The organism is Nocardia pseudovaccinii (assembly GCF_050942345.1).
Taxonomy (GTDB): Bacteria; Actinomycetota; Actinomycetes; order Mycobacteriales; family Mycobacteriaceae; genus Nocardia; species Nocardia pseudovaccinii.
The window spans coordinates 2,782,230-2,801,061 of the sequence record NZ_CP192074.1 but is presented as its reverse complement, the minus strand read 5'-3'; the positions used below and the strand labels follow the sequence as shown (position 1 = coordinate 2,801,061).

Annotated in this window: 18 protein-coding genes; 10 read left to right on the top strand and 8 right to left on the bottom strand. The window is 66.0% G+C overall.

Features of this window, described 5'->3' with window-relative positions; translation table 11 throughout:
- Positions 1 to 116: 116 nt before the first annotated feature.
- Together ACQPZ2_RS12730 and mqo are read right to left on the bottom strand one after the other, a co-directional pair.
- The gene (locus ACQPZ2_RS12730) at positions 117 to 566 is read right to left on the bottom strand and encodes a GNAT family N-acetyltransferase (protein WP_063045533.1); all 450 of its coding nucleotides are present in this window, start codon (positions 564 to 566) and stop codon (positions 117 to 119) included.
- An 18-nt stretch (positions 567 to 584) separates the two neighbouring features.
- Complete coding sequence (mqo, locus tag ACQPZ2_RS12725) at positions 585 to 2,114, bottom strand: malate dehydrogenase (quinone) (RefSeq protein WP_433525714.1); 1,530 nt, start codon at positions 2,112 to 2,114, stop codon at positions 585 to 587.
- 281 nt (positions 2,115 to 2,395) lie between these two features.
- Between mqo and ACQPZ2_RS12720 the strand changes: the two genes are divergently transcribed.
- Positions 2,396 to 3,487 (top strand): alpha/beta hydrolase, encoded by a 1,092-nt coding sequence (locus ACQPZ2_RS12720; protein ID WP_433525713.1) that lies wholly within the window; start codon positions 2,396 to 2,398, stop codon positions 3,485 to 3,487.
- 26 nt (positions 3,488 to 3,513) lie between these two features.
- Here the strand turns inward: ACQPZ2_RS12720 and ACQPZ2_RS12715 are convergent, their stop codons facing one another.
- The 3 genes from ACQPZ2_RS12715 to map form a co-directional block, all read right to left on the bottom strand.
- On the bottom strand, positions 3,514 to 4,077 hold the full coding sequence (locus ACQPZ2_RS12715) for an alpha/beta hydrolase (RefSeq protein ID WP_433525712.1): 564 nt from the start codon (positions 4,075 to 4,077) through the stop codon (positions 3,514 to 3,516).
- 253 nt (positions 4,078 to 4,330) lie between these two features.
- A complete protein-coding gene (locus ACQPZ2_RS12710; RefSeq protein ID WP_433527405.1) occupies positions 4,331 to 5,872 on the bottom strand; it encodes a cobyric acid synthase in 1,542 nt (513 codons plus the stop codon).
- Between the two features lie 193 nt (positions 5,873 to 6,065).
- Positions 6,066 to 6,929, bottom strand: coding sequence for a type I methionyl aminopeptidase (gene map, locus ACQPZ2_RS12705; protein WP_433525711.1), 864 nt, complete (start codon positions 6,927 to 6,929; stop codon positions 6,066 to 6,068).
- Positions 6,930 to 7,072: 143 nt separating this feature from the next.
- Here map and ACQPZ2_RS12700 point away from each other — a divergent pair, with 143 nt between their 5' ends.
- The gene (locus tag ACQPZ2_RS12700; RefSeq protein ID WP_433525710.1) at positions 7,073 to 8,083 is read left to right on the top strand and encodes an LLM class flavin-dependent oxidoreductase; all 1,011 of its coding nucleotides are present in this window, start codon (positions 7,073 to 7,075) and stop codon (positions 8,081 to 8,083) included.
- A 263-nt stretch (positions 8,084 to 8,346) separates the two neighbouring features.
- Here the strand turns inward: ACQPZ2_RS12700 and ACQPZ2_RS12695 are convergent, their stop codons facing one another.
- Complete coding sequence (locus tag ACQPZ2_RS12695) at positions 8,347 to 9,069, bottom strand: GntR family transcriptional regulator (protein WP_433527404.1); 723 nt, start codon at positions 9,067 to 9,069, stop codon at positions 8,347 to 8,349.
- 135 nt (positions 9,070 to 9,204) lie between these two features.
- Between ACQPZ2_RS12695 and ACQPZ2_RS12690 the strand changes: the two genes are divergently transcribed.
- From ACQPZ2_RS12690 to ACQPZ2_RS12660, 7 genes are all read left to right on the top strand, one after another.
- Positions 9,205 to 10,332: a TIGR03364 family FAD-dependent oxidoreductase gene (locus tag ACQPZ2_RS12690; protein ID WP_433525709.1), complete on the top strand. Its 1,128-nt coding sequence runs from the start codon at positions 9,205 to 9,207 to the stop codon at positions 10,330 to 10,332.
- 9 nt (positions 10,333 to 10,341) lie between these two features.
- The gene (locus ACQPZ2_RS12685) at positions 10,342 to 11,028 is read left to right on the top strand and encodes a phosphonatase-like hydrolase (protein WP_433525708.1); all 687 of its coding nucleotides are present in this window, start codon (positions 10,342 to 10,344) and stop codon (positions 11,026 to 11,028) included.
- A 62-nt stretch (positions 11,029 to 11,090) separates the two neighbouring features.
- Positions 11,091 to 12,161, top strand: coding sequence for a 2-aminoethylphosphonate ABC transporter substrate-binding protein (locus tag ACQPZ2_RS12680; protein WP_433525707.1), 1,071 nt, complete (start codon positions 11,091 to 11,093; stop codon positions 12,159 to 12,161).
- A 27-nt stretch (positions 12,162 to 12,188) separates the two neighbouring features.
- A complete protein-coding gene (locus ACQPZ2_RS12675; protein WP_433525706.1) occupies positions 12,189 to 13,376 on the top strand; it encodes an ABC transporter ATP-binding protein in 1,188 nt (395 codons plus the stop codon).
- A 175-nt stretch (positions 13,377 to 13,551) separates the two neighbouring features.
- Positions 13,552 to 14,436, top strand: a complete 885-nt coding sequence (locus ACQPZ2_RS12670) for a 2-aminoethylphosphonate ABC transporter permease subunit (protein ID WP_433525705.1) — start codon at positions 13,552 to 13,554, stop codon at positions 14,434 to 14,436.
- Positions 14,437 to 14,438: 2 nt separating this feature from the next.
- The gene (locus ACQPZ2_RS12665) at positions 14,439 to 15,236 is read left to right on the top strand and encodes an ABC transporter permease (RefSeq protein WP_433525704.1); all 798 of its coding nucleotides are present in this window, start codon (positions 14,439 to 14,441) and stop codon (positions 15,234 to 15,236) included.
- An 18-nt stretch (positions 15,237 to 15,254) separates the two neighbouring features.
- Positions 15,255 to 15,851: a DUF4126 domain-containing protein gene (locus tag ACQPZ2_RS12660; RefSeq protein WP_433525703.1), complete on the top strand. Its 597-nt coding sequence runs from the start codon at positions 15,255 to 15,257 to the stop codon at positions 15,849 to 15,851.
- On the opposite strand, the gene ACQPZ2_RS12655 is transcribed toward ACQPZ2_RS12660, so the two are convergent.
- Complete coding sequence (locus ACQPZ2_RS12655) at positions 15,848 to 16,483, bottom strand: class I SAM-dependent methyltransferase (protein WP_433525702.1); 636 nt, start codon at positions 16,481 to 16,483, stop codon at positions 15,848 to 15,850. The genes ACQPZ2_RS12660 and ACQPZ2_RS12655 overlap by 4 nt on opposite strands.
- Before the next feature lie 194 nt (positions 16,484 to 16,677).
- Here ACQPZ2_RS12655 and ACQPZ2_RS12650 point away from each other — a divergent pair, with 194 nt between their 5' ends.
- Entirely contained in the window at positions 16,678 to 17,883 is a 1,206-nt protein-coding gene (locus ACQPZ2_RS12650) for a cytochrome P450 family protein (RefSeq protein WP_433525701.1), read from the top strand.
- Here ACQPZ2_RS12650 and ACQPZ2_RS12645 read toward each other — a convergent pair.
- Complete coding sequence (locus ACQPZ2_RS12645; RefSeq protein ID WP_433525700.1) at positions 17,849 to 18,826, bottom strand: helix-turn-helix domain-containing protein; 978 nt, start codon at positions 18,824 to 18,826, stop codon at positions 17,849 to 17,851. The genes ACQPZ2_RS12650 and ACQPZ2_RS12645 overlap by 35 nt on opposite strands.
- Between the last annotated feature and the right edge of the window lie 6 nt (positions 18,827 to 18,832).

Below are 18,832 nucleotides of genomic sequence, written 5' to 3'. Positions count from 1 at the left end.
GCCGTCTCGCGGCCGAGTGGCCGAAGCGCATGCGACGTAGTCGCGAGTCTCGGCGGCTCGGACGCGAGACACAAGGGGCCGCGAACACGCCGCGCCCGCGCGGCCAACAACAGAGCTCAGCCCTTGCGCATGGGCAGATGCATGATGCCGTCTTCTTCGAACTCGTCGCCGTCGGGTTTGAACCCGAACTTGGCGTACAAGTCGACCAGATAGGTCTGGGCACTCAGGCGCACGGTCGCCGAACCCGCCTCGGCGAGCGCGGCCTGCACCAGCCGGGTGGTGTACCCGTGCCCGCGCGCCGGAACCGACGTGCACACCCGGCCGATGCGGAACGATTTCACGCCGTTCTCGTGCTCCTCGGTCAACCGCAGCGTCGAGATGATCTCGCCCTCGTCATCGAGCCAGAAATGCCGTGTCTCCGGCAGCAGGTCGAAGCCGTCCAGCTCCGGGTACGCGCATTTCTGCTCGACGACAAATACTTCGACGCGAAGCTTCAACAGCTGGTACAGGGTGGCAGTGTCGAGATCGAGCGCCCAGGACCGTTTGAGTGCAACCGTTGACATCATCGCGTCTTGCTATCACAACTACGCGATCGGCGCGACCCCTGCGTGCTTCGGCGTGTTGTCCGACACACCGTTCAGGTTCAGGGTTTTGGTCGACCAATCCCAGACTTCCTGGAACAGCGCCTGGTTCTCCGAGAGCTTCACGCCCAGCGAGGGCACCATTTCCTTCAGCTTGGGCGACCAGTCGTCGTATTCGCGCGGGAAGCACCGCTGCAGCACGTCGATCATGGCGCTCACACAGGTCGACGCGCCGGGTGACGCGCCGAGCAGACCCGCAATGGTGCCGTCTTCGGCGGCGATGACCGCCGTACCGAACTCGAGCACACCGCCCGCGCCCTTGCGCCGGATGACCTGCACGCGCTGCCCCGCGGTGATCAGCTCCCAATCGTGGCCGTCCGCGCGCGGAATGAACTCCTCCAGCGTGGCCACCTTGCCCGCCTCGGACTTGAGCAGCTCGCTGACCAGGTACTTGGTCAGGCCGAGTTCGGTGACGCCGACGCCGAGCAGCGAGAAGATGTTGTTCGGCTTGACCGACTTGAACAGATCGGTGTTCTTACCGTCCTTGAGGAACTTCGGCGTCCACCCGGCGTACGGGCCGAACAGCAGGCCGGGACGGCCCTTGATAATGCGAGTGTCCAAGTGCGGCACCGACATCGGCGGTGCGCCGACGGCGGCCTTGCCGTAGACCTTGGCCTCGTGCTTGTAGATCAGATCCGGGTTGGTGCAGCGGATGAACTGACCGCTGATCGGGAAGCCGCCGAACCCCTTGGCCTCCTTGATGCCCGACTTCTGCAGCAGCGGCAGCGCACCGCCACCGGCGCCGACGAAGACGAATTTGCTGATGAGCGTCCGGGTTCGGCGAGTACGCAGGTTGCGCACCTTGACCAGCCAGGAGCCGTCGGACTGCCTGGTGAGGTCGCGTACCTCGTGACCGAAGGCCAGATCGACGCCGGAGCGGCCGAGGTAGGCCAGCAGTTCGCTGGTGAGCGAACCGAAGTCGATATCGGTGCCCTCATCGGTCCAGTTGAGCGCGATCGGATCGGAGAAGTCGCGGCCCCTGGCCATCAGCGGCAGCCGCTTGGCGAATTCGTCGGGGCTGTCGACGTATTCCATCGTCGAGAACAGCGGATGCCGCGACAGCGCCTCGTACCGCTTGCGTAGGTAGTCCACGTTGTCCGCGCCGTGCACGAAGCTGACGTGCGGGATGGGGTTGATGAAGGCGGAGGGATCGCCGAGGATGCCGTTCTCCACGCCGTAGGACCAGAACTGGCGCGAGACCTGGAAGCGCTCGTTGATGTCGATGGCCTTGCTGATATCGACCGAGCCGTCCGGATTCTGCGGGCTGTAGTTCAGTTCGCACAGTGCGGAGTGTCCGGTGCCCGCGTTGTTCCACGGATCGCTGCTCTCGGCGGCGGCCGCGTCCAGCCGCTCGAATAGGGAGATCGACCATTCCGGCTGCAACTGCCGAAGCAGTGCGCCGAGAGTGGCACTCATGATGCCGGCACCGATGAGTACTACATCGGTCTTTTCAGTGATGGCAGCGTTCGGCACGGGTAGATCGACTTCCTTGTCCTTCTGCGCACGCCCACCCCCACGGTGGGCCTGCTGGGCACGGGCGCTATGTGGTTGTTGCGAGTCCTGCGTGACTCGGCGAGGTGTAGGTTACCCGCCGTTCACCTAGCCCAATTGTGCACCTCACCTGTTCGAAGTCCGGCAACGAACCTACTGAATGTGACATAGATTCCTTCCTGGGTTCGACCTTCGAAACGGCGTTGACGTCGCTGACCCTTTCGAGTGACCTGCAAGCAGTCACTACGGTTAGATTGATCCTTGTGACGAATGAAGCCTCGCTCAGCGTGTCCGATATCACCGCCCCGGGAACCGAGCGATGGCAGCCCGATGTCCTCGGTGCGGGCTATGAGCAGCGCACTCTGTCGCTCGGTCCGGACCCCGATGGTGAGGGCGAGGCCGTCGCGACCCTCGTTCGCTACACCCCCGACACCGGTGCCGCCGCTAGCGATCGCTTGCGGGTCGCTCGAAACAACACAGCCACTGAACCCGCGGTGCTCTACGTCCACGGTTTCACCGACTACTTCTTCCAGCAGCATCTGGCCGAGCACTTCGCCGGGCGCGGACATCGCTTCTACGCGCTGGATCTGCGCAAGTGCGGTCGCTCGCTGCGCGACGGCCAGACACCGCACTACGTCACCGATCTGGCCCTGTACGACGCCGAGCTGAACGAGTCACTGCGCGTCGTCCAGGAAGAGGCGGGCGACAACGTGTTGCTGGTCGCGCATTCGACCGGCGGACTCATCGTGTCGCTCTGGTTGAACCGGCTCAACAAGGCGAAGGGCACGGCCGAGTCGGGCATTGTCGGCCTGGTGCTGAACAGCCCCTGGTTCGATCTGCAGGGCCCGTCGTACTACCGGACCATCGGGACCCCGGTGATCAAGATGCTCGGCCGGATCCGGTCGATGGTCGAGCTACCCGGGAACAAGATCAGCTCCTACGGTGACAGCCTGCACCACAGCGTCGCGGGCGAGTGGGATTACAACCTGGATTGGAAGCCGCTGGCGGGCTTCCCGGTCCGGCTCGGCTGGCTGCGCGCGATCCGCAACGGGCACGCCCAGCTGCAGGCGGGGCTCTCGGTCGGCGTGCCCGCGTTGATTCTGCGTTCGCGCATCACGAAATTCGCGCGCAAGTACGGTCCGGCCGTCGATGTGGCGGATGCGGTGCTCGATGTGCGCCAGATCCAGCGCTGGTCGGGCTGCCTCGGTGATCGGACCAATATCGTCCCGATCGACGGCGCCCGCCACGATGTCTTCCTGTCCTCGGCCGAACCGCTGGCCAAGGCCTTCGCCGAACTCGACAGCTGGCTGGACTGGCTGGCTGACCATTTCGAGCGACCTGCAAGCAGTCGCTAGCGGCCTTCCATCGGAAGACCGCCGGATCACCAGAGGCTGGTGCGTAGCACGATCTCGGTGGCCAATTCGTGGTCGGCCTCGGTCGCCACATTGTCGACATCGATCTCCACGACCCGGAATTCGCCGTAGACGTAGCGACCGGAGGCATCCGCGACCGAACGCGGCAGATTCTTGGTGACCAGCACGGTGGCGGCGACCTCCACCGGCCGACACGTGGGGTCCGCGACGGTGCCGTCGGCGGCCGGAATCGCGGGATGGCCGCGATCGGCGACGACAAGGCTGATGAACCGGCCGAAACCGCCCGCGCAGACCTGCCAGCCCAGTTGCGCGCCCGCGCCGCGTCCGGCGACATTCACCCAGGGGATGCCGAGTTCGTCGAGGATGGCGTGCACGCCCGCCGGATCCAGGTCCGCTATCGATTCCACCGCGATGGTGCGCAGGTCCGAGGTGTGCAGCCGCGCACACACCTGGTTGTAGACGTCGACCGGATCACCGGCATCGGGCAACAGCAGCACGCTGTGCCGAGACTCCGGGCCGTCGACCCGTACGGTCCATGCCCGGTCACCGACCGTGATCCGCCGAGATTTCACCCGAAATACGGTACACGCCCGAAGTCAACTTCTCGGTCCGTAGGGGCGCGAGCTTGCACCTCTGACCGGCGTCGCGTTGGCCGCGTCGTCGGCGCCGTGACTCACTGCCCAGCCCGCCACACCGCGTGCGGCGATGTTGCGGGCTGCGTTCACATCAGCCTTTCAGCGAAGCCGCATGGCGTGCGCGGAAAGGGGCTTGGTTCGGCCGGTTTCGGCTTCGGCACATGCCCGTTTCGGCGATTGTGCGGGCTGATCAACAGGGTGCGCTGCCGACTCCCAGGCCCGAGATGATGGTCGGCAGATCGGTGGGTGCACCGTCGGTGAGCAGGCGTTCGATATGGGCGATGTCGAGGTGCTGTTCGATCAGGTCGGCGAGCAGGTCGAGTTGGGACGAGCGGATCGCGGCTACCGAAGTATTTCCGGCGACGACGAAACCGTGCCGTCCGGCGTGGACGGCGACCTCGCGGAGCCAGGAGCGGCGGAACTCATCCGATTCCAGCAGGCCGTGCAGGTGTGTGCCCCAGATCGCGTCGCGCGCAGTGCCCTCCGCGGTCGGGGAGCCGTCCAGCTCCAGCCAGGCCGGATCACCGCTGCGCTCGACGCGACCGTGGTGAATCTCGTAGCCGTGCACGGGAATTCCGTTACCACGCCCGGTGCTGCGCCGCAGCACCTTCCGGTCGGCGAATTCGATCTCCAGATCGAGCAGACCCAGACCCGCGACCGTCCCCGCATCCGATTCGACCCGGTCGACGATGCGACTCCCGAGCATCTGATATCCGCCGCAGATGCCGAGGATCGGCCGCCCGGATGCGGCTCTGGCCTGTAGCGCGTCGGCAATTCCGGTGCGCCGCAACCACTCCAGATCCGAGACGGTCGCCTTACTGCCGGGCAGCACCACCAGATCGGCATCGGCCAGCCGGGACGGTTCGCCGACCCAGCGCACCGCGACACCTGGCTCACAGGCCAACGCCTCGATATCGGTGGAATTGGAGATGCGCGGCAGACGGATCGCGGCGACCGTGAGCCATTCGGCGCCGACCGGCGGGCCGGGACGGCCGACCGGCGCGTCGGCGACCGTGCCGAGCGAGTCCTCCGCGTCGATCCACAGTTCGTCCGCGTAGGGAATGACACCGAGTGTGCGACGTCCGGTCAGCTCGGTGAGCCGGTCGAGTCCGGGACGCAGCAATTCGACATCGCCGCGGAACTTGTTGACGATGAAGCCGGAGATCAGTTGCTGGTCTTCGGGTTCGAGGACGGCCACGGTGCCGAACAGGTGCGCGAGCACGCCGCCGCGGTCGATATCGCCGACCACGAGCACCGGCAGTCGCGCCGCCTGGGCGAGCCCCATATTCGCCAGATCGGTGGCGCGCAGGTTGATTTCGGCGGGCGAACCGGCGCCCTCACAGATCACCACATCGAATTCGGCACGCAGCGAATCCAGTTCGGCGGCAACGACTTCGCGTAGGTCCTGGCGATGCTGGAAATAGTCACGCGCGCCGACGGTGCCGATGGCCTTGCCGCGCACCACGAGTTGGGAGCGCCGGTCGCTGCCGGGTTTGAGCAGGACCGGATTGAACCGGACACTCGGCTCGAGCCCGCACGCCGCCGCCTGCAGGGCCTGCGCGCGACCGATCTCGCCGCCGTCGAGGGTGACCACCGAATTGTTGGACATGTTCTGCGCCTTGAACGGCGCGACTCGAACGCCGCGCCGGGCGAGCAAGCGGCAAAGTCCCGCCACCACAACGCTTTTCCCGGCGTCGGAAGTCGTTCCGGCGATCAGCAGCGCGCCCTTCAAAACGCTGGTCACGGCGCGAGCCTGCGCGGTCCACTGGTCACGGCACGGTGAGGATTTCGGCGCCCGTGTCGGTCACGACCCAATAGCGCGAGCTTCGACCTGCTCGGTCCACTCGTCACGGCACGGTGAGGATTTCGGCGCCGGTGTCGGTCACGACCCAATAGCGCGAGCTTCGACCTGTCCGGTCCACTGGTCACGGCACGGTGAGGATTTCGGCGCCGGTGTCGGTCACGACCAACGTGTGTTCGAACTGCGCCGTCCACTTGCGGTCCTTGGTGACCACGGTCCAGCCGTCGTCCCAGATCTCGTAGTCGATACCGCCGAGGTTGATCATCGGCTCGATGGTGAAGGTCATGCCCGGCTCGATGACCGATTCGATGGCGGGCTGGTCGTAGTGCAGGATGACCAGGCCGCTGTGGAAGGTGGGGCCGACGCCGTGCCCGGTGAAATCGCGCACCACGCCGTAGCCGAAACGGTTGGCGTAGGACTCGATGACGCGTCCGATCACATTGAGCGCCCGGCCCGGCCGAACCGCCTTGATGGCCCGCATGGTCGCCTCGTGCGTGCGCTCGACCAGCAGTCGCACCTCCTCGTCGACATCACCGGCCAGGAAGGTCTTATTGGTGTCGCCGTGCACGCCGTCGATATAGGCGGTCACGTCGATATTGACGATGTCACCGTCCTCGATCACCGTCGAATCCGGAATGCCGTGGCAGATCACCTCGTTCAGCGAGGTGCAGCACGACTTCGGAAAACCCTTGTAGCCCAGGGTCGATGGATACGCGCCGTGGTCGCACATGTATTCGTGCGCGATGCGGTCCAGCTCATCGGTGGTGACACCGGGCGCGACCGCCTTGCCCGCCTCGTCGAGCGCCTGCGCCGCGATCTTGCCCGCGATCCGCATCTTCTCGATGGTCTCGGCCGTCTGCACCCAGGGTTCACGGCCCTCGTTCACGGTCTTCTTCCACGCATACTCCGGACGCTCGATCGAGCGCGGAACCTCACGGGTGGGCGAGAGCGTGCCGGGAACAAGCGGCTGGCGGGTACGCACTGACATGGAACAAGAGTATCCGCACCGGTCATCGAGCACTGTCCTTGCCCGAGCCGCGAACGCGCGGTCAACTGAAGGAATAGTTGCGGACCACGGTCCGTTTAGACTGGTGGTTGACGTAGAAACTTCACACGAACAGGACTCGAGCTGTGGAACTGGGACTCACGACTTTCGCGGAGCTGTACCCGGTCGGGGACCGACCGGCGCCCACCGCGGCCGAACGGCTGCGCGAGGTGGTGGACGAGGCGGTCGCCACCGAGCGCGCCGGACTCGACGTCTATGGCGTCGGCGAACATCACCGCAAGGATTTCGCGGCATCCGCGCCGGCGGTCGTCCTGGCCGCGATCGCGGCACGGACCGAGCACATCCAGCTGACCAGCGCGGTCAGCGTGCTGAGCTCGGATGATCCGGTACGGGTGTACCAGGATTTCGCCACGCTGGACGGACTCTCGAACGGTCGCGCCGAGCTGATGGCCGGACGCGGTTCGTTCACCGAGAGCTTTCCCCTGTTCGGTTACGACCTGAGCGACTATGACGAGCTCTTCGAGGAGAAACTGGCGCTGCTGCTGCACATTCGTGGGGACGAGCCGGTGACCTGGAACGGCAAATTCCGTGCTCAGCTGCGCGATGCGGTGATCTACCCGCGCACCGACAACCGGCCGCTGCCGGTCTGGATCGCGGTGGGCGGCAGCCCGGAATCCGTGGTCCGCGCGGGACTGCTCGGCCTACCGCTGGCGATCGCGATCATCGGCGGCCAGCCCGCCCGTTTCAAGCCGCTGGTGGATCTGTACCACCGGGCACTCGAACAGGGCGGCCACGAGAAGCTGCCGGTGGCGGTGCACGCGCACGGCTATATCGCCGATACCGACGAACAGGCCGTCGCCGACTTCTACGCGCCGTACGCCGGGGCGATGAGCACCATTGGGCGCGAACGCGGTTGGGGCCCGATGACCCGCGCACAGTTCGACGCCCTGCGCTCCCAGAGCGGTTCCCTCTTCGTCGGCAGCCCGGACTACGTCGCGGAAAAGATCGCCGACATCCGCGACACCCTCGGCCTGGACCGCTTCATGCTGCACACCAGCGTCGGCACCCTGCCGCACGAAAAGGTGCTGCACAACATCGAATTGCTCGGCGCGAAGGTCGCACCACAGGTGCGCTGAAGGACCCTCACGAGGTAAGGACCTTCTCCTGGTGCCGTGGTTGTGGCTGGCGGTCCCACCGCAAGCGGTCCTTGCGGATGTTGAGTAGTAACCGATCCAGGCCGAGGTGGCACCCCTCACGATCGCGAGCGCAGCACCGCAGAGGGCAAACACCGGCACAGCGTAGTTGGCCGACCATCCACGCGCGCAACAGATCTCCGCCTCGCGACGCGCGATACCGAGGCTCGAACCGTCACGGCGAGCAGTGGATGCAGCCCAAGGGCCTATCCACCGAGTTGCGCTTCGAAGGCGATGCGGTCGCCCCGGTAGAGCGCGCGGACGCGTTCGACGGGCGCACCCTGCTGGTCCACGCTGCGCCGGTGCAGGAGTAGCAGCGGTAGGGCCGTGGTGCACTCGAGCAGGGCGGCCTCGCGTGGGGAGGCCAGGACGGTTTCGATGCGTTCGGTGGCCTTGCCGAGTACCACGCCCGAGGCGCGCACCGCGGCGTAGAGCGATGTCGTCGGATCGTAGGTATCCCGCAGGTGACCGAAACGGTCGAGGGGCATGAAGGTGCTCTCCAGGCCGATGCGTTCGCCGTCGGCGAGGAGTACGCGTTCCAGGTGCATGACCGGGGTGCCCGGGGTGAGCCCGAGGTCACGCGCGGTATCGACGTCGGCGGGGATGTCGTCCCAGCCGACCAGCAGGCGGCCGGGCACACGGCCGTGACTGATGGCCCCCTCGGTGTAGGAGCGCAGCGACAGCGGCTGCACCATCTTCGGCCGGGACACCACCGTCCCACGGCCCTGGCGGCGGATTCGCCCCTCCACCAATAGATCTCGCAGCGCCTGCCGAACGGTTTCGCGGGCGACCTCGAATCGAACGGCGAGGTCGCGCTCGGAGGGGACGGGGTCGCCCTCCTCCAGATCGGTCAGCAGCTGCTCGAGTTCGGTGCGCACCAGGTACGACTTCGGCAGCCGCGGCGCCGAATCGATACGCCCGCCGCGCATTTCGTCGGCCTCGGCTCTCGTCGCACCTGATGTGTCCATACCGACAGCCTACCCCGAATTGGTCTATACCAATTGTTAACCCAGCGTTCGCGCGGGCAACACTCGTTGGTCTAGACCATTGCGCATTATGTATTCATGCGATTGGTCATCATCGGCGGCGGAATCCTCGGCACCGCGCACGCCCTGGCCGCCATCGGCCGTGGTCACGAGGTCGTGCAGCTCGAGCGCGAGCCCGAGGCGCGCGGTGCGACGGTGCGCAATTTCGGCCTGGTGTGGGTTTCCGGGCGCTCGGCCACCGAACTGGACTTCACGCTGCGCTCCCGGCAGCTGTGGGAAGAGATCGGCGGCAAGGTGCCCGGTGTCGGATTCCGGGCCGCCGGATCGATCACGCTGGTGCGCACCCCCTCCGAACTCGCGGTCGCCGAGGCCGCCGCGGCGAGCCCGCATGCCGGAGCCCGCGGCTTCGAACTGCTCGACCCCGAACAGGTGCGCGCGATCAATCCGGCCCTGCGCGGCAAATTCCTTGCCGGACTGCACTGTTCGACCGACGCCGCCGTCGAGTCCCGGCAGGCACTGCCCGCGCTGCGCGCCTATATGACCGCATCGGACCGCTACACCTTCCATGCGCGCACCGAGGCCCGCCAGGTCACCGATACCGGTTCCGGCGCAACGGTTCTCGACGATCAGGGTCGCGCCTTCGAGGCAGATCTCGTGTTGGTCTGTCCGGGCGCGGCGCACACCGGCCTGACCCGCGAACTCGTCGGCACCATCCCGGTGCGCCGAGTCCGGCTGCAGATGATGCAGACCGCGCCGCTCGGCGAACCGCTGACCACCGCGATCGCCGACGGCGACAGCTTCCGCTACTACCCGGGCTTCGCCGGTCCGAAGTTGGACGTGCTGAACGCGGAACAGTCGCAGACCGCGATCGCCGCCGAGCACAGGATGCAGCTGCTGTGCGTGCAGCGCCTCAACGGCGGTCTCACCATCGGCGACACCCACGAATACGAGGAGCCCTTCGCCTTCGATGTGGACGAGGCGCCGTACGAACACCTCACCGCCGTCACCGAGGAACTACTGGGACGCAAACTCCCGCGGGTAGTGCGGCGCTGGGCGGGCGTCTACAGCCAGAGCATCGATCCGGCCACCATCGTGACCCGCGCGAAGGCCGATGCGCACATCTGGGTCGTCACCGGCCCGGGCGGCCGCGGTATGACCCTCGGCCCCGCGATCGGCGCGGAAACCGCCGACCTGCTGAATCTCTGAGGAGCACCCGTGCCGGATAAGCACATCACCCTCGCCGTCCTGGATATGGCGGGCACCACGGTCGCCGACGGCGGACTGGTACTGCGCGCCTTCGATGCCGCCGCGACCAGTGCCGGTATCGAAATCGAAGGGCCGCAACGTGATATGGCCCGCCAGTATGTGCTCGACACCATGGGCCAGTCGAAGATCGCGGTCTTTCGCGCCCTGCTCGGCGACGAGGAGCGCGCACAGGCCGCCAACCTCGCCTTCGAGGCCGCCTACGACGCACTGATCGACGAGGTCGATATCACTCCGATTCCCGGTGCGGCCGAGGCGATTTCCGCACTGCGCGCGGCGGGAGTCAAGGTCGCGCTGACCACGGGCTTCAGCCGCACTACCCAGGATCGGCTGCTGAATGCGCTGGGCTGGAACGAGATCGCCGATCTGACGCTGGCCCCCGCGGATGCCGGACGCGGCCGCCCGTACCCGGACATGGTCTTGACCGCGCTGCTGCGGCTCGGCATCGATGCCGTGGATCAGGTTGCGGTACTCGGTGATACGACCAGCGATATCGCCAGCGGTCTGGCCGCCGGTGCGCGAATTGTCGCAGGGACGCTGACCGGCGCACATGACACAGCGCAGTTGCGTGCGGCGGGAGCCACCCACGTGGTGGCCTCGGTCACCGAATTCGCGGATTTGATCCTCGACCGAACCTGATCGCCCCGAATCCCCCGTCCCTTCGATTCCACACCCGACACGAACCGAAAGTTGTAGTCATCGTGCGTACTTCGAACACGCAGGGCCGTCTGGCACGCACCATTTCCCGGACCGCGCTGGCCGTCACCGCCGTCACCGCCGTCGCGCTCACCGCGGCCTGTGGCGGCACCGGCACCGACAGCAGCGGCGGCAAGACCATCACCGTGTACTCCGCCGACGGTGTCGGCAGCTGGTACACGACCCAATTCGACGAATTCAAGAAGAAGACCGGCATTTCGGTGAACCTGGTCGAGGCCGGTTCGGGTGAGGTCGTCAATCGGGTGGACAAGGAGCAGTCCAATCCGCAGGCCGATGTGCTGGTGACGCTGCCGCCGTTCATTCAGAAGGCCAAGAGCTCGGGGTTGTTGCAGGACAGCGGAATCGACACCAGCTTCGTCGCGGCAGGCGATAAGGATGCCGACGGCAAGTACGTCACGCTGGCGGGCAACTACCTGTCCTTCATTGCCAATCCGTCGGTCGACACCACCAATCTCACCTGGGACGACCTGCTGAAGCCGGAGTTCATGGGCAAGCTGCAATATTCGACGCCGGGTCAGGCCGGTGACGGCACCGCGGTGCTGATCCTGCTGCAGAATCTGCTCGGCAAGCAGGGCGCACTGGACTACCTGGCCAAGTTGCAGGCCAATAATGTCGGCCCGTCCTCGTCCACCGGCAAGCTGCAGGCCAAGGTCGACAAGGGGGAGCTGGTTGTCGCCAATGGCGATGTCCAGATGAACCTCACCACCGTCAAGGACAAGGGCTCGAAGTTCAATATCTTCTTCCCGGCCGCCGCCGACGGTAAGCGCTCCACCGTGGCCGTGCCGTACGTAATGGGCCTGGCCAAGGGCGCTCCGCACCAGAGCGAGGCGAAGCAGCTCATGGAGTTCCTGCTCTCGGCCGACGCGCAGAAGTCGCTACCCGACACCTTCGCGGTGCCTGCCCGCAAGGAGCTGCGTGATGCCCCGGCGACCGGTTCCGGTCCCTCGGCCAGCGCCGTGCTCAAAGGGGTCGAAGTCGTGAATGTCGATTGGACCAAGGTGCTTTCGGATCTGGACGCCGACGTGGCGGCTTACAACAAGGCAACTGGGCAGTAGATCCACCGAAACCGAGGAGCCGCAATCATGTCCGTCGGTGACGCGCATCCCAGGTCGGCCATCGCAGCCGAATCGACCACCACCGCAATCGAACCCGCGATTGTGTTCGACCAGGTGGGGGTCAGCTACGGCCGCGGCCGCAAGACCACGGTCGCACTGACCGATTTCAATCTGCGCGTCGCCGCCGGTGAGACGGTCGCGCTCCTCGGACCGAGCGGCTCGGGCAAGTCGACCGCACTCGGGGCGCTGGCCGGATTCGTCCGGCCGAGCTCGGGTGCGGTGCGGCTGGCCGGGCGCGATGTCACCGACCTCTCGCCCGCCAAGCGCGGGATAGGTGTGGTCGTGCAGTCCTATGCGCTGTTTCCGCATATGCGGGTGCAGGACAATGTGGCATTCGGATTGAGGGCGCATCGGGTGCCGCGCAAGGAGATCGACGGGCACGTGGCGGAGGCGCTGGCAATGGTCGGCATGGCCGCCTATGCGAGGCGATTGCCGCGCGAACTGTCCGGTGGTCAGCAGCAGCGGGTGGCGATCGCGCGTGCGCTGGCGATCCGGCCGAAGGTGCTGCTGCTCGATGAACCGCTGGCCGCGCTGGACACCCAGTTGCGGCAGTCGATGCTCGGCGAGTTGCAGGAGTTGCGAAAGTCATTGCCGGATACGGCGATGCTGTATGTCACCCATGATCAGGCCGAGGCGCTGGCCTTGGCGGATCGGATCGCGGTGATGCGCGATGCGCGACTGGTCGATATCGACACCGCCGAGAATCTGTGGCGGCGACCGCCGAGCGACTTCACGGCGGCTTTCCTCGGTGGCGCAAACCTTCTGCCCTGCATCGTGAATCGGGTGTCCGGCACCGCGGCGCTGGTTACCGTCGGGACTTTTACGCTGCGGGCCGAGGCACCGGATATCCCCGGCGGTTGGGGCGCGGACGCACCCGGATTGCTTTGTGTGCGTCCGCATACTGTGCAGATCGGTGCCACTTCCGAGCGGAATGCGGTACCCGGCACCGTTGTATCGAATGTGTGGCGTGGGGCCTCGACGCGATTGCGGCTGACGGTCGACGGATCGGGTGACGAGATCACCGCCGATGTGCCCGGCCATCTCGATACCGAGGTCGGCGCGCTCGTCGGTGTACGGTTCCCGGACCTGGCGGGAGTCTTGATCCCGCCGACGGCAGGGACTTCGGCCGCGCTCGAGCCGGGCGTGCCGAAATGAGGGGCGGCACGGTTCCGGCTCGGTGGAGCCCCGTGTTCCCCGTTATCAGGGGACATCTCCGTTGTCCCGGCGACGACCAGAGCCCAACCGCCGAGTGGGTGCTGGTCTTCGCCGGGATGACGACGGAACTCGCCTCGACGGGCATGTCGGATCCGGGCGGCAGTGAGGCTCAGGCATGAGCACTTCCGCCCTGATCGAACCACAGCTCACCGAGAACGCTCCGCCAGTTCAGCGCAATTGGCGGCCGGTGCTGTGGACCCTGCCGCCGCTACTCGTGGTGCTGCTCATCGCGGTGTATCCGATAGTGCGGGTACTCGCCGAATCGACCGAGACCGAGGACGGTCGGGGTACGGCCGTATGGTCGCAGGTGCTCAGCTCGGCATCGTTCCGTAATGCGTTGTGGCGCACCATTTCCATCGCGGTCTGCTCGACCGTCGGGTGTCTGGTGCTCGGCACGTTTCTCGCGATTGTGCTGGCATTCGTGCCGTTTCCCGGTTCGGCGCTGGTCGGTAGATTGATCGATACGGTGCTCACGCTGCCCTCATTCCTGATCACCTTGGCCTTCACGTTTCTGTACGGCACGGCCGGGGCTGTCAACGCGCTGATCGCCAGGATCACCGGGGACAAGACGCCGGTGCTGGACTTCCTGAGCACACCGCTCGGTGTGATCCTCGCCGAGATCACCTTCTTCACGCCGTTCGTGGTGCGCCCGCTGCTGGCCGGATTCGCTCAACTGCCGCGCGAACAATTGGATGTGGCGGCCAGCCTCGGCGCGTCGCCGTGGCGGGTGCTGCGCCAGGTGGTCATGCCGGAGGCATGGCCCGCGCTGGCGGCGGGCGGCAGTCTCGTTCTGCTGTTGACGCTCAACGAATTCGGCATCGTGCTGTTCACCGGCGCGAAGGGCGTGACAACCCTGCCCGCGCTGATCTACACCCGCGGCATCGTGACCTTCGACCTGCCGGGCGCGGCAGTACTGGCCTCGGTGCAGGTGCTGCTGTCGCTGAGCCTGTATATCGGCTACCGGCTGATCTTCGCCCGCTTCGCCGGAAGGGAGAGCTGACCATGCTGGTCTGGACGCGTCGTGGCCGGGGAATCGTGTTGGCGGTTTTCGCCCTTGTCGTGGTCGTGGTGTTCGTCGCGCCGATCGCCACGGTGGTCGGGGCCGCGCTGGCAGGCAGCTGGACCGGGCCGCTGCCCTCGAATCTCGGCGTAGCCAACTTCCGTGCAGCGCTGTCCGGCCAAGAGGCCGCGAGTCTTTCGGTCAGTCTGCAGACCGCACTGCTCTCCGGCGGGGTCGCCCTGATCCTGGGTACCTGGGCCGCACTCGCCGCGCGCGAGGCCCCCGGCTGGTGGTGCAAACTCACCGACGCGGTCTTCCATCTGCCGGTGGCGGTGCCGTCGGTGGCCATCGGTCTCGGCGTGCTCATCGCCTTCAATGAGCGGCCGCTGCTGCTCGGCGGCACCAAATGGATTGTCATCGTGGCACATTCGGTGCTTGTCCTGGCCTACGCCTTCAGCACGGTCTCGGCCGCGCTCGATCGGCTCGATCCCGCCTACCGGCAGGCCGCGGAATCCCTCGGTGCGGGTCCGGTCCGGGTGCTGTTCCAGGTGACGCTGCCGCTACTGCTGCCCGCGCTCGGCGCTGCCGCGGGTTTGGCGATCGCGCTGTCGATGGGCGAGCTCGGCGCGACCGTCATGGTCTATCCGGCCACCTGGAAAACATTGCCGGTCACCATTTTCGGGCTCACCGATCGCGGTGAGGTATTCGACGCGGCCGCTAGTACCTGCCTGCTGTTGGCGGTGACGCTGATCGCCTTGGTCGTCCTCGGTCGGCTGCGTGGTCGCGCCGCGCTGCGCTGAGCACCATACGATGACCCCATGTCAGCACTGCCCCTGATCTTCACCGCGGGCTGGGCGAGCGGGGTCAATGCCTATGCGGTGGTCCTGCTGCTCGGCATCTTCGGCGTGACCGGCTTGTCCGACGAGGTGCCGGAGGCACTGCAGCGCACCGATGTGCTGATCGCGGCCGGTGTGTTGTTCCTCATCGAGGCCGTCGCAGATAAGGTCCCCTATCTCGACAGCTTCTGGGATGCGGTACACACCATCGTGCGCCCGGCATCGGGTGCGGTTGTCGCGGCGCTGCTCGCGGGCCAGGACGGTTCGCTTCCCCAACTGGCGGCCGGTGCGGTCGGCGGAACCACCGCCCTGGCAAGCCATCTCGTGAAGGCCGGAACACGGATGGCCATCAACACCTCGCCAGAACCCGCCAGCAATATCGTCATGAGCCTCGTCGAGGATCTGACCGTCGGCGGCATCGTCACCATCGCGATCTTCCATCCGGTTGTCGCGGCCGCCTGTGCGGGCACACTGCTGGTGATCGGCTTGATCCTGGTCTATCTGCTGGCGAGCCGAATCCGCCGCTACCGCATTCGCCGCAGACAGCGTCGCGAGGCCAAACGCGCGGTGGCCGTCTAGCCGGGTTTGCGCCACACCAACGAGTAGCGCCAGAAGACCAGCCGCCGCACCCGCGCACCGGGCAGAACCGCCGCGACCCGCGCCCGCACCTGCCGCGTCGTCAGCGGCGGATCGAGTACAACCGGCATCACATCATGCGTCTGCTCGACCGCATACCAACTCCCCTGCCCACGCGCCCGAAGAATCCGAAACACCATCCCCAGCACCCGCTGCCCGATCGCCGCCACCAACTCGACGGGTAGTTCCCGAACAAGATCGGTTCGTGGCAATGCCACTGCCGCGATCACACCACCCGGCCGTAGTGCCCGTGCCAATACCGGCAGCACCTCTTCGAGGGGCATGTGGTGCAACGTGCTGATCGACACGATCGCGTCGTAGGTTTGATCGGGTAGTGGTTGCTCCAGCACATCCCCGAGAATGCACCTGACATTCTCCGGCACGGCCTGCTGCGTCGCGTCGATCATCACCGCGGACCGATCAATCGCATCGACATGCTCGACGCGTCGCGCAAGTCGCCCCGCGAATGCCCCAGCCCCACAGCCGACGTCCAACACCCGGGTAGACGGGATGGGCAGCTGCCGTATGAGAAACCGTTGGTAGTAGGCGTTGTGACTCCACTCGAGCTTGCTCATCCAGTACACCCTGCCACGCGTCTGCCGAAAGTACTTACGCGCCCGAAATTATGTTCCGATCGCGGCGAAATTCCGTTGCGGAGCAGAGGTTATCGATCGGGTGCACCGCGGCGTGGCGGCTGATCGACACTGACCTCGCACGAACTCGGATGGACGGGGATGCCATCCGTCGATCACACCAATTTGGAGACAGAATGTCCGAGTCGGTCATCCAGCTGCCCACCGACGGCGAAACGGTTATCGAAACCTATGAGCGAATCGCTCGACGCGGGGCGATGGTTCCGGTCGAGCTGACCGGCGGTGTCGCCGCCTGGAGCGCGGCGAGCTACCAGGCGGTGAGTGAAGTACTCGCCGGTGACGGCACACTCTTCAGCAAGAGCGCCAAGAACTGTCCGGCCCTGCACGACGGCACCATTCCGGCCGACTGGCCGATGCGCGCACTGACCGATATCGACCATATGTTGAACAAGGACGGCGAGGACCATCGGCGGTTACGCAAGACGATCAGCGCCGCATTCACACCTGCTCGGGTGGCCGGACTCGAGCCTCGGATTCATCAGATCGCCACCGAGATCATCGATGAATTCGCCGACGAGCCCGGCGAATTCGACCTCGTTCCGCGCTTCACCACGCCGCTTCCGGTGCGGGTGATCTGTGAACTGTTCGGTGTGGAGAAGGCCGATCGGTCCCGCATCCGGGACTGGTCCACCACGATCGTGTCGCACACCAGCACCATCGAGCAGATGCAGACGGCCATGGGCGAGATGATCGCGTTCTTCACCGAGCTCATCGAAGGCAAGCGGCGCGAACCGGGCGATGATATGACCTCCGCTCTGATCGCAGCCAATGTCGACAACCTGACCACCGACGAGCTGGTCAATATGTTGTGGCTGGTGATCGTGGCCGGACACGAGACGACGGTGCACCTGCTCGCCAATGCGATCATCGCCCTCAGCGAGAACCCCACGCAGCTCGAATTGGCGCGCACCCAGGACCGCTGGGCGGATGTGGTCGAGGAGGCACTGCGATACCGGTCCCCGGTGTACAGCGCCAACCTGCGCTACGCCCAGCAGGATGTCACCATCGCGGGTGTGGACCTGCCGAAGGGCGCGATCGTCATCTGGAACGGCAATGCAGGACGCGACCCGGACCGATACCCGAACGCCGATGTCTTCGATATCGATCACGATCACCGCGGTCAGCTGGCCTTCGGCTGGGGGCCGCACATCTGCCTCGGCGCTCCGCTGGCCCGGCTGGAAGCGCGCATCGCGCTGTCCACGCTGTTCAACCGCTTCCCACAGTTGCGCCTGGCGGGTGACTCAGCGGCACTGCAGCTCAGCCCGCAGATCCTGACCGCAGGCCCGATCACTCTGCCGGTGCGGTTGCATCCGGACGAGTGAGCACCGGTGCCGGCTGGTCGACGGTCTCGGCCAACCGGCGTTTGCGGAAGTCCCTCGGGGTTTCGCCGTAGCGCGTCTTGAACGCGGCGGAAAACCAGGTGACGGTGAATCCGCTGCGCGCGGCGATTTCGCCGATGGTCAGTGTCGTGCTCGGGCTTTCGAGCATGGCGCGCGCCGCACGCAGTGATTCATCCTGGCGCACTTCACGATACGTGGTTCCGGCTTGCTCCAGTGCGGTCCGCAGCTGTCGTGGCGACCAGCTCAATGCCAGAGCCACCGCGGCCAGCCGGAGGTCGGCGACGCCGATATTGTCACGTACATACCGGCGCACGGCCTCGGCTGTCTCGGCCAGCTGAGGCCGCTGCGGGGTGCTGTCGCCCACGGCCATCATGCACAGCAGTTCGGTGGTCCGGTCGCAAACCGCGTTGAATTGCCGACCCGTGAGCCGGGAGCGCTCGGCATGGGTGTCGCGGATCATGCTCCGGGTAACGCGTCCGAGTCCGGAGTCGAGATCGAATACCGGACGGCGCGCGCCGAGCGGCGATATCGCGTGGTCGACCTCGGTGCGTGGGATCTGGAAGCCGAATGCCACCGAGCTGGGCACCCCCAGCCGCAGGGTCTGATCCAACCCCATCAGCACCGCCTGACCCGGTCCGATACAAGTGGCTTCGCGATCATCGGCGACGGTGAATGTGCCATGCTCCGGGACCACCAGCCAGTAGAAGTTATCGGCAGGTCCCCTGCGGATATTCGACGGCGTGCGGAACGCCAGCCGGTCACCGGGCTGATCCCAGCGCAACAGGTTGTAGCTTCCCGCGTGCTGGCTGATCAGCGTGACCTGCCACCGGCTCCGGTCGCGATACCGATGATCCATCGGAACGATGCCGTTCGCCACGGCGGTCCATTCATCGACGCCGGTCACGTGCAGTTCGTTATAGATCATGTCGAC

Bases quoted from the DNA above. Each gene is read 5' to 3' on its own strand.
- ACQPZ2_RS12730 (WP_063045533.1), bottom strand. From the start codon at position 566: ATGATGTCAACGGTTGCACTCAAACGGTCCTGGGCGCTCGATCTCGAC.
- ACQPZ2_RS12695 (WP_433527404.1), bottom strand. From the start codon at position 9,069: ATGCGCGGCGGGCGTATCGATTCGGCGCCGCGGCTGCCGAAGTCGTAC.
- ACQPZ2_RS12690 (WP_433525709.1), top strand. From the start codon at position 9,205: ATGCGATTGGTCATCATCGGCGGCGGAATCCTCGGCACCGCGCACGCC.
- ACQPZ2_RS12665 (WP_433525704.1), top strand. From the start codon at position 14,439: ATGCTGGTCTGGACGCGTCGTGGCCGGGGAATCGTGTTGGCGGTTTTC.
- ACQPZ2_RS12675 (WP_433525706.1), top strand. From the start codon at position 12,189: ATGTCCGTCGGTGACGCGCATCCCAGGTCGGCCATCGCAGCCGAATCG.
- ACQPZ2_RS12645 (WP_433525700.1), bottom strand. From the start codon at position 18,826: ATGATCTATAACGAACTGCACGTGACCGGCGTCGATGAATGGACCGCC.
- ACQPZ2_RS12655 (WP_433525702.1), bottom strand. From the start codon at position 16,483: ATGAGCAAGCTCGAGTGGAGTCACAACGCCTACTACCAACGGTTTCTC.
- ACQPZ2_RS12650 (WP_433525701.1), top strand. From the start codon at position 16,678: ATGTCCGAGTCGGTCATCCAGCTGCCCACCGACGGCGAAACGGTTATC.
- map (WP_433525711.1), bottom strand. From the start codon at position 6,929: ATGTCAGTGCGTACCCGCCAGCCGCTTGTTCCCGGCACGCTCTCGCCC.
- ACQPZ2_RS12670 (WP_433525705.1), top strand. From the start codon at position 13,552: ATGAGCACTTCCGCCCTGATCGAACCACAGCTCACCGAGAACGCTCCG.
- ACQPZ2_RS12660 (WP_433525703.1), top strand. From the start codon at position 15,255: ATGTCAGCACTGCCCCTGATCTTCACCGCGGGCTGGGCGAGCGGGGTC.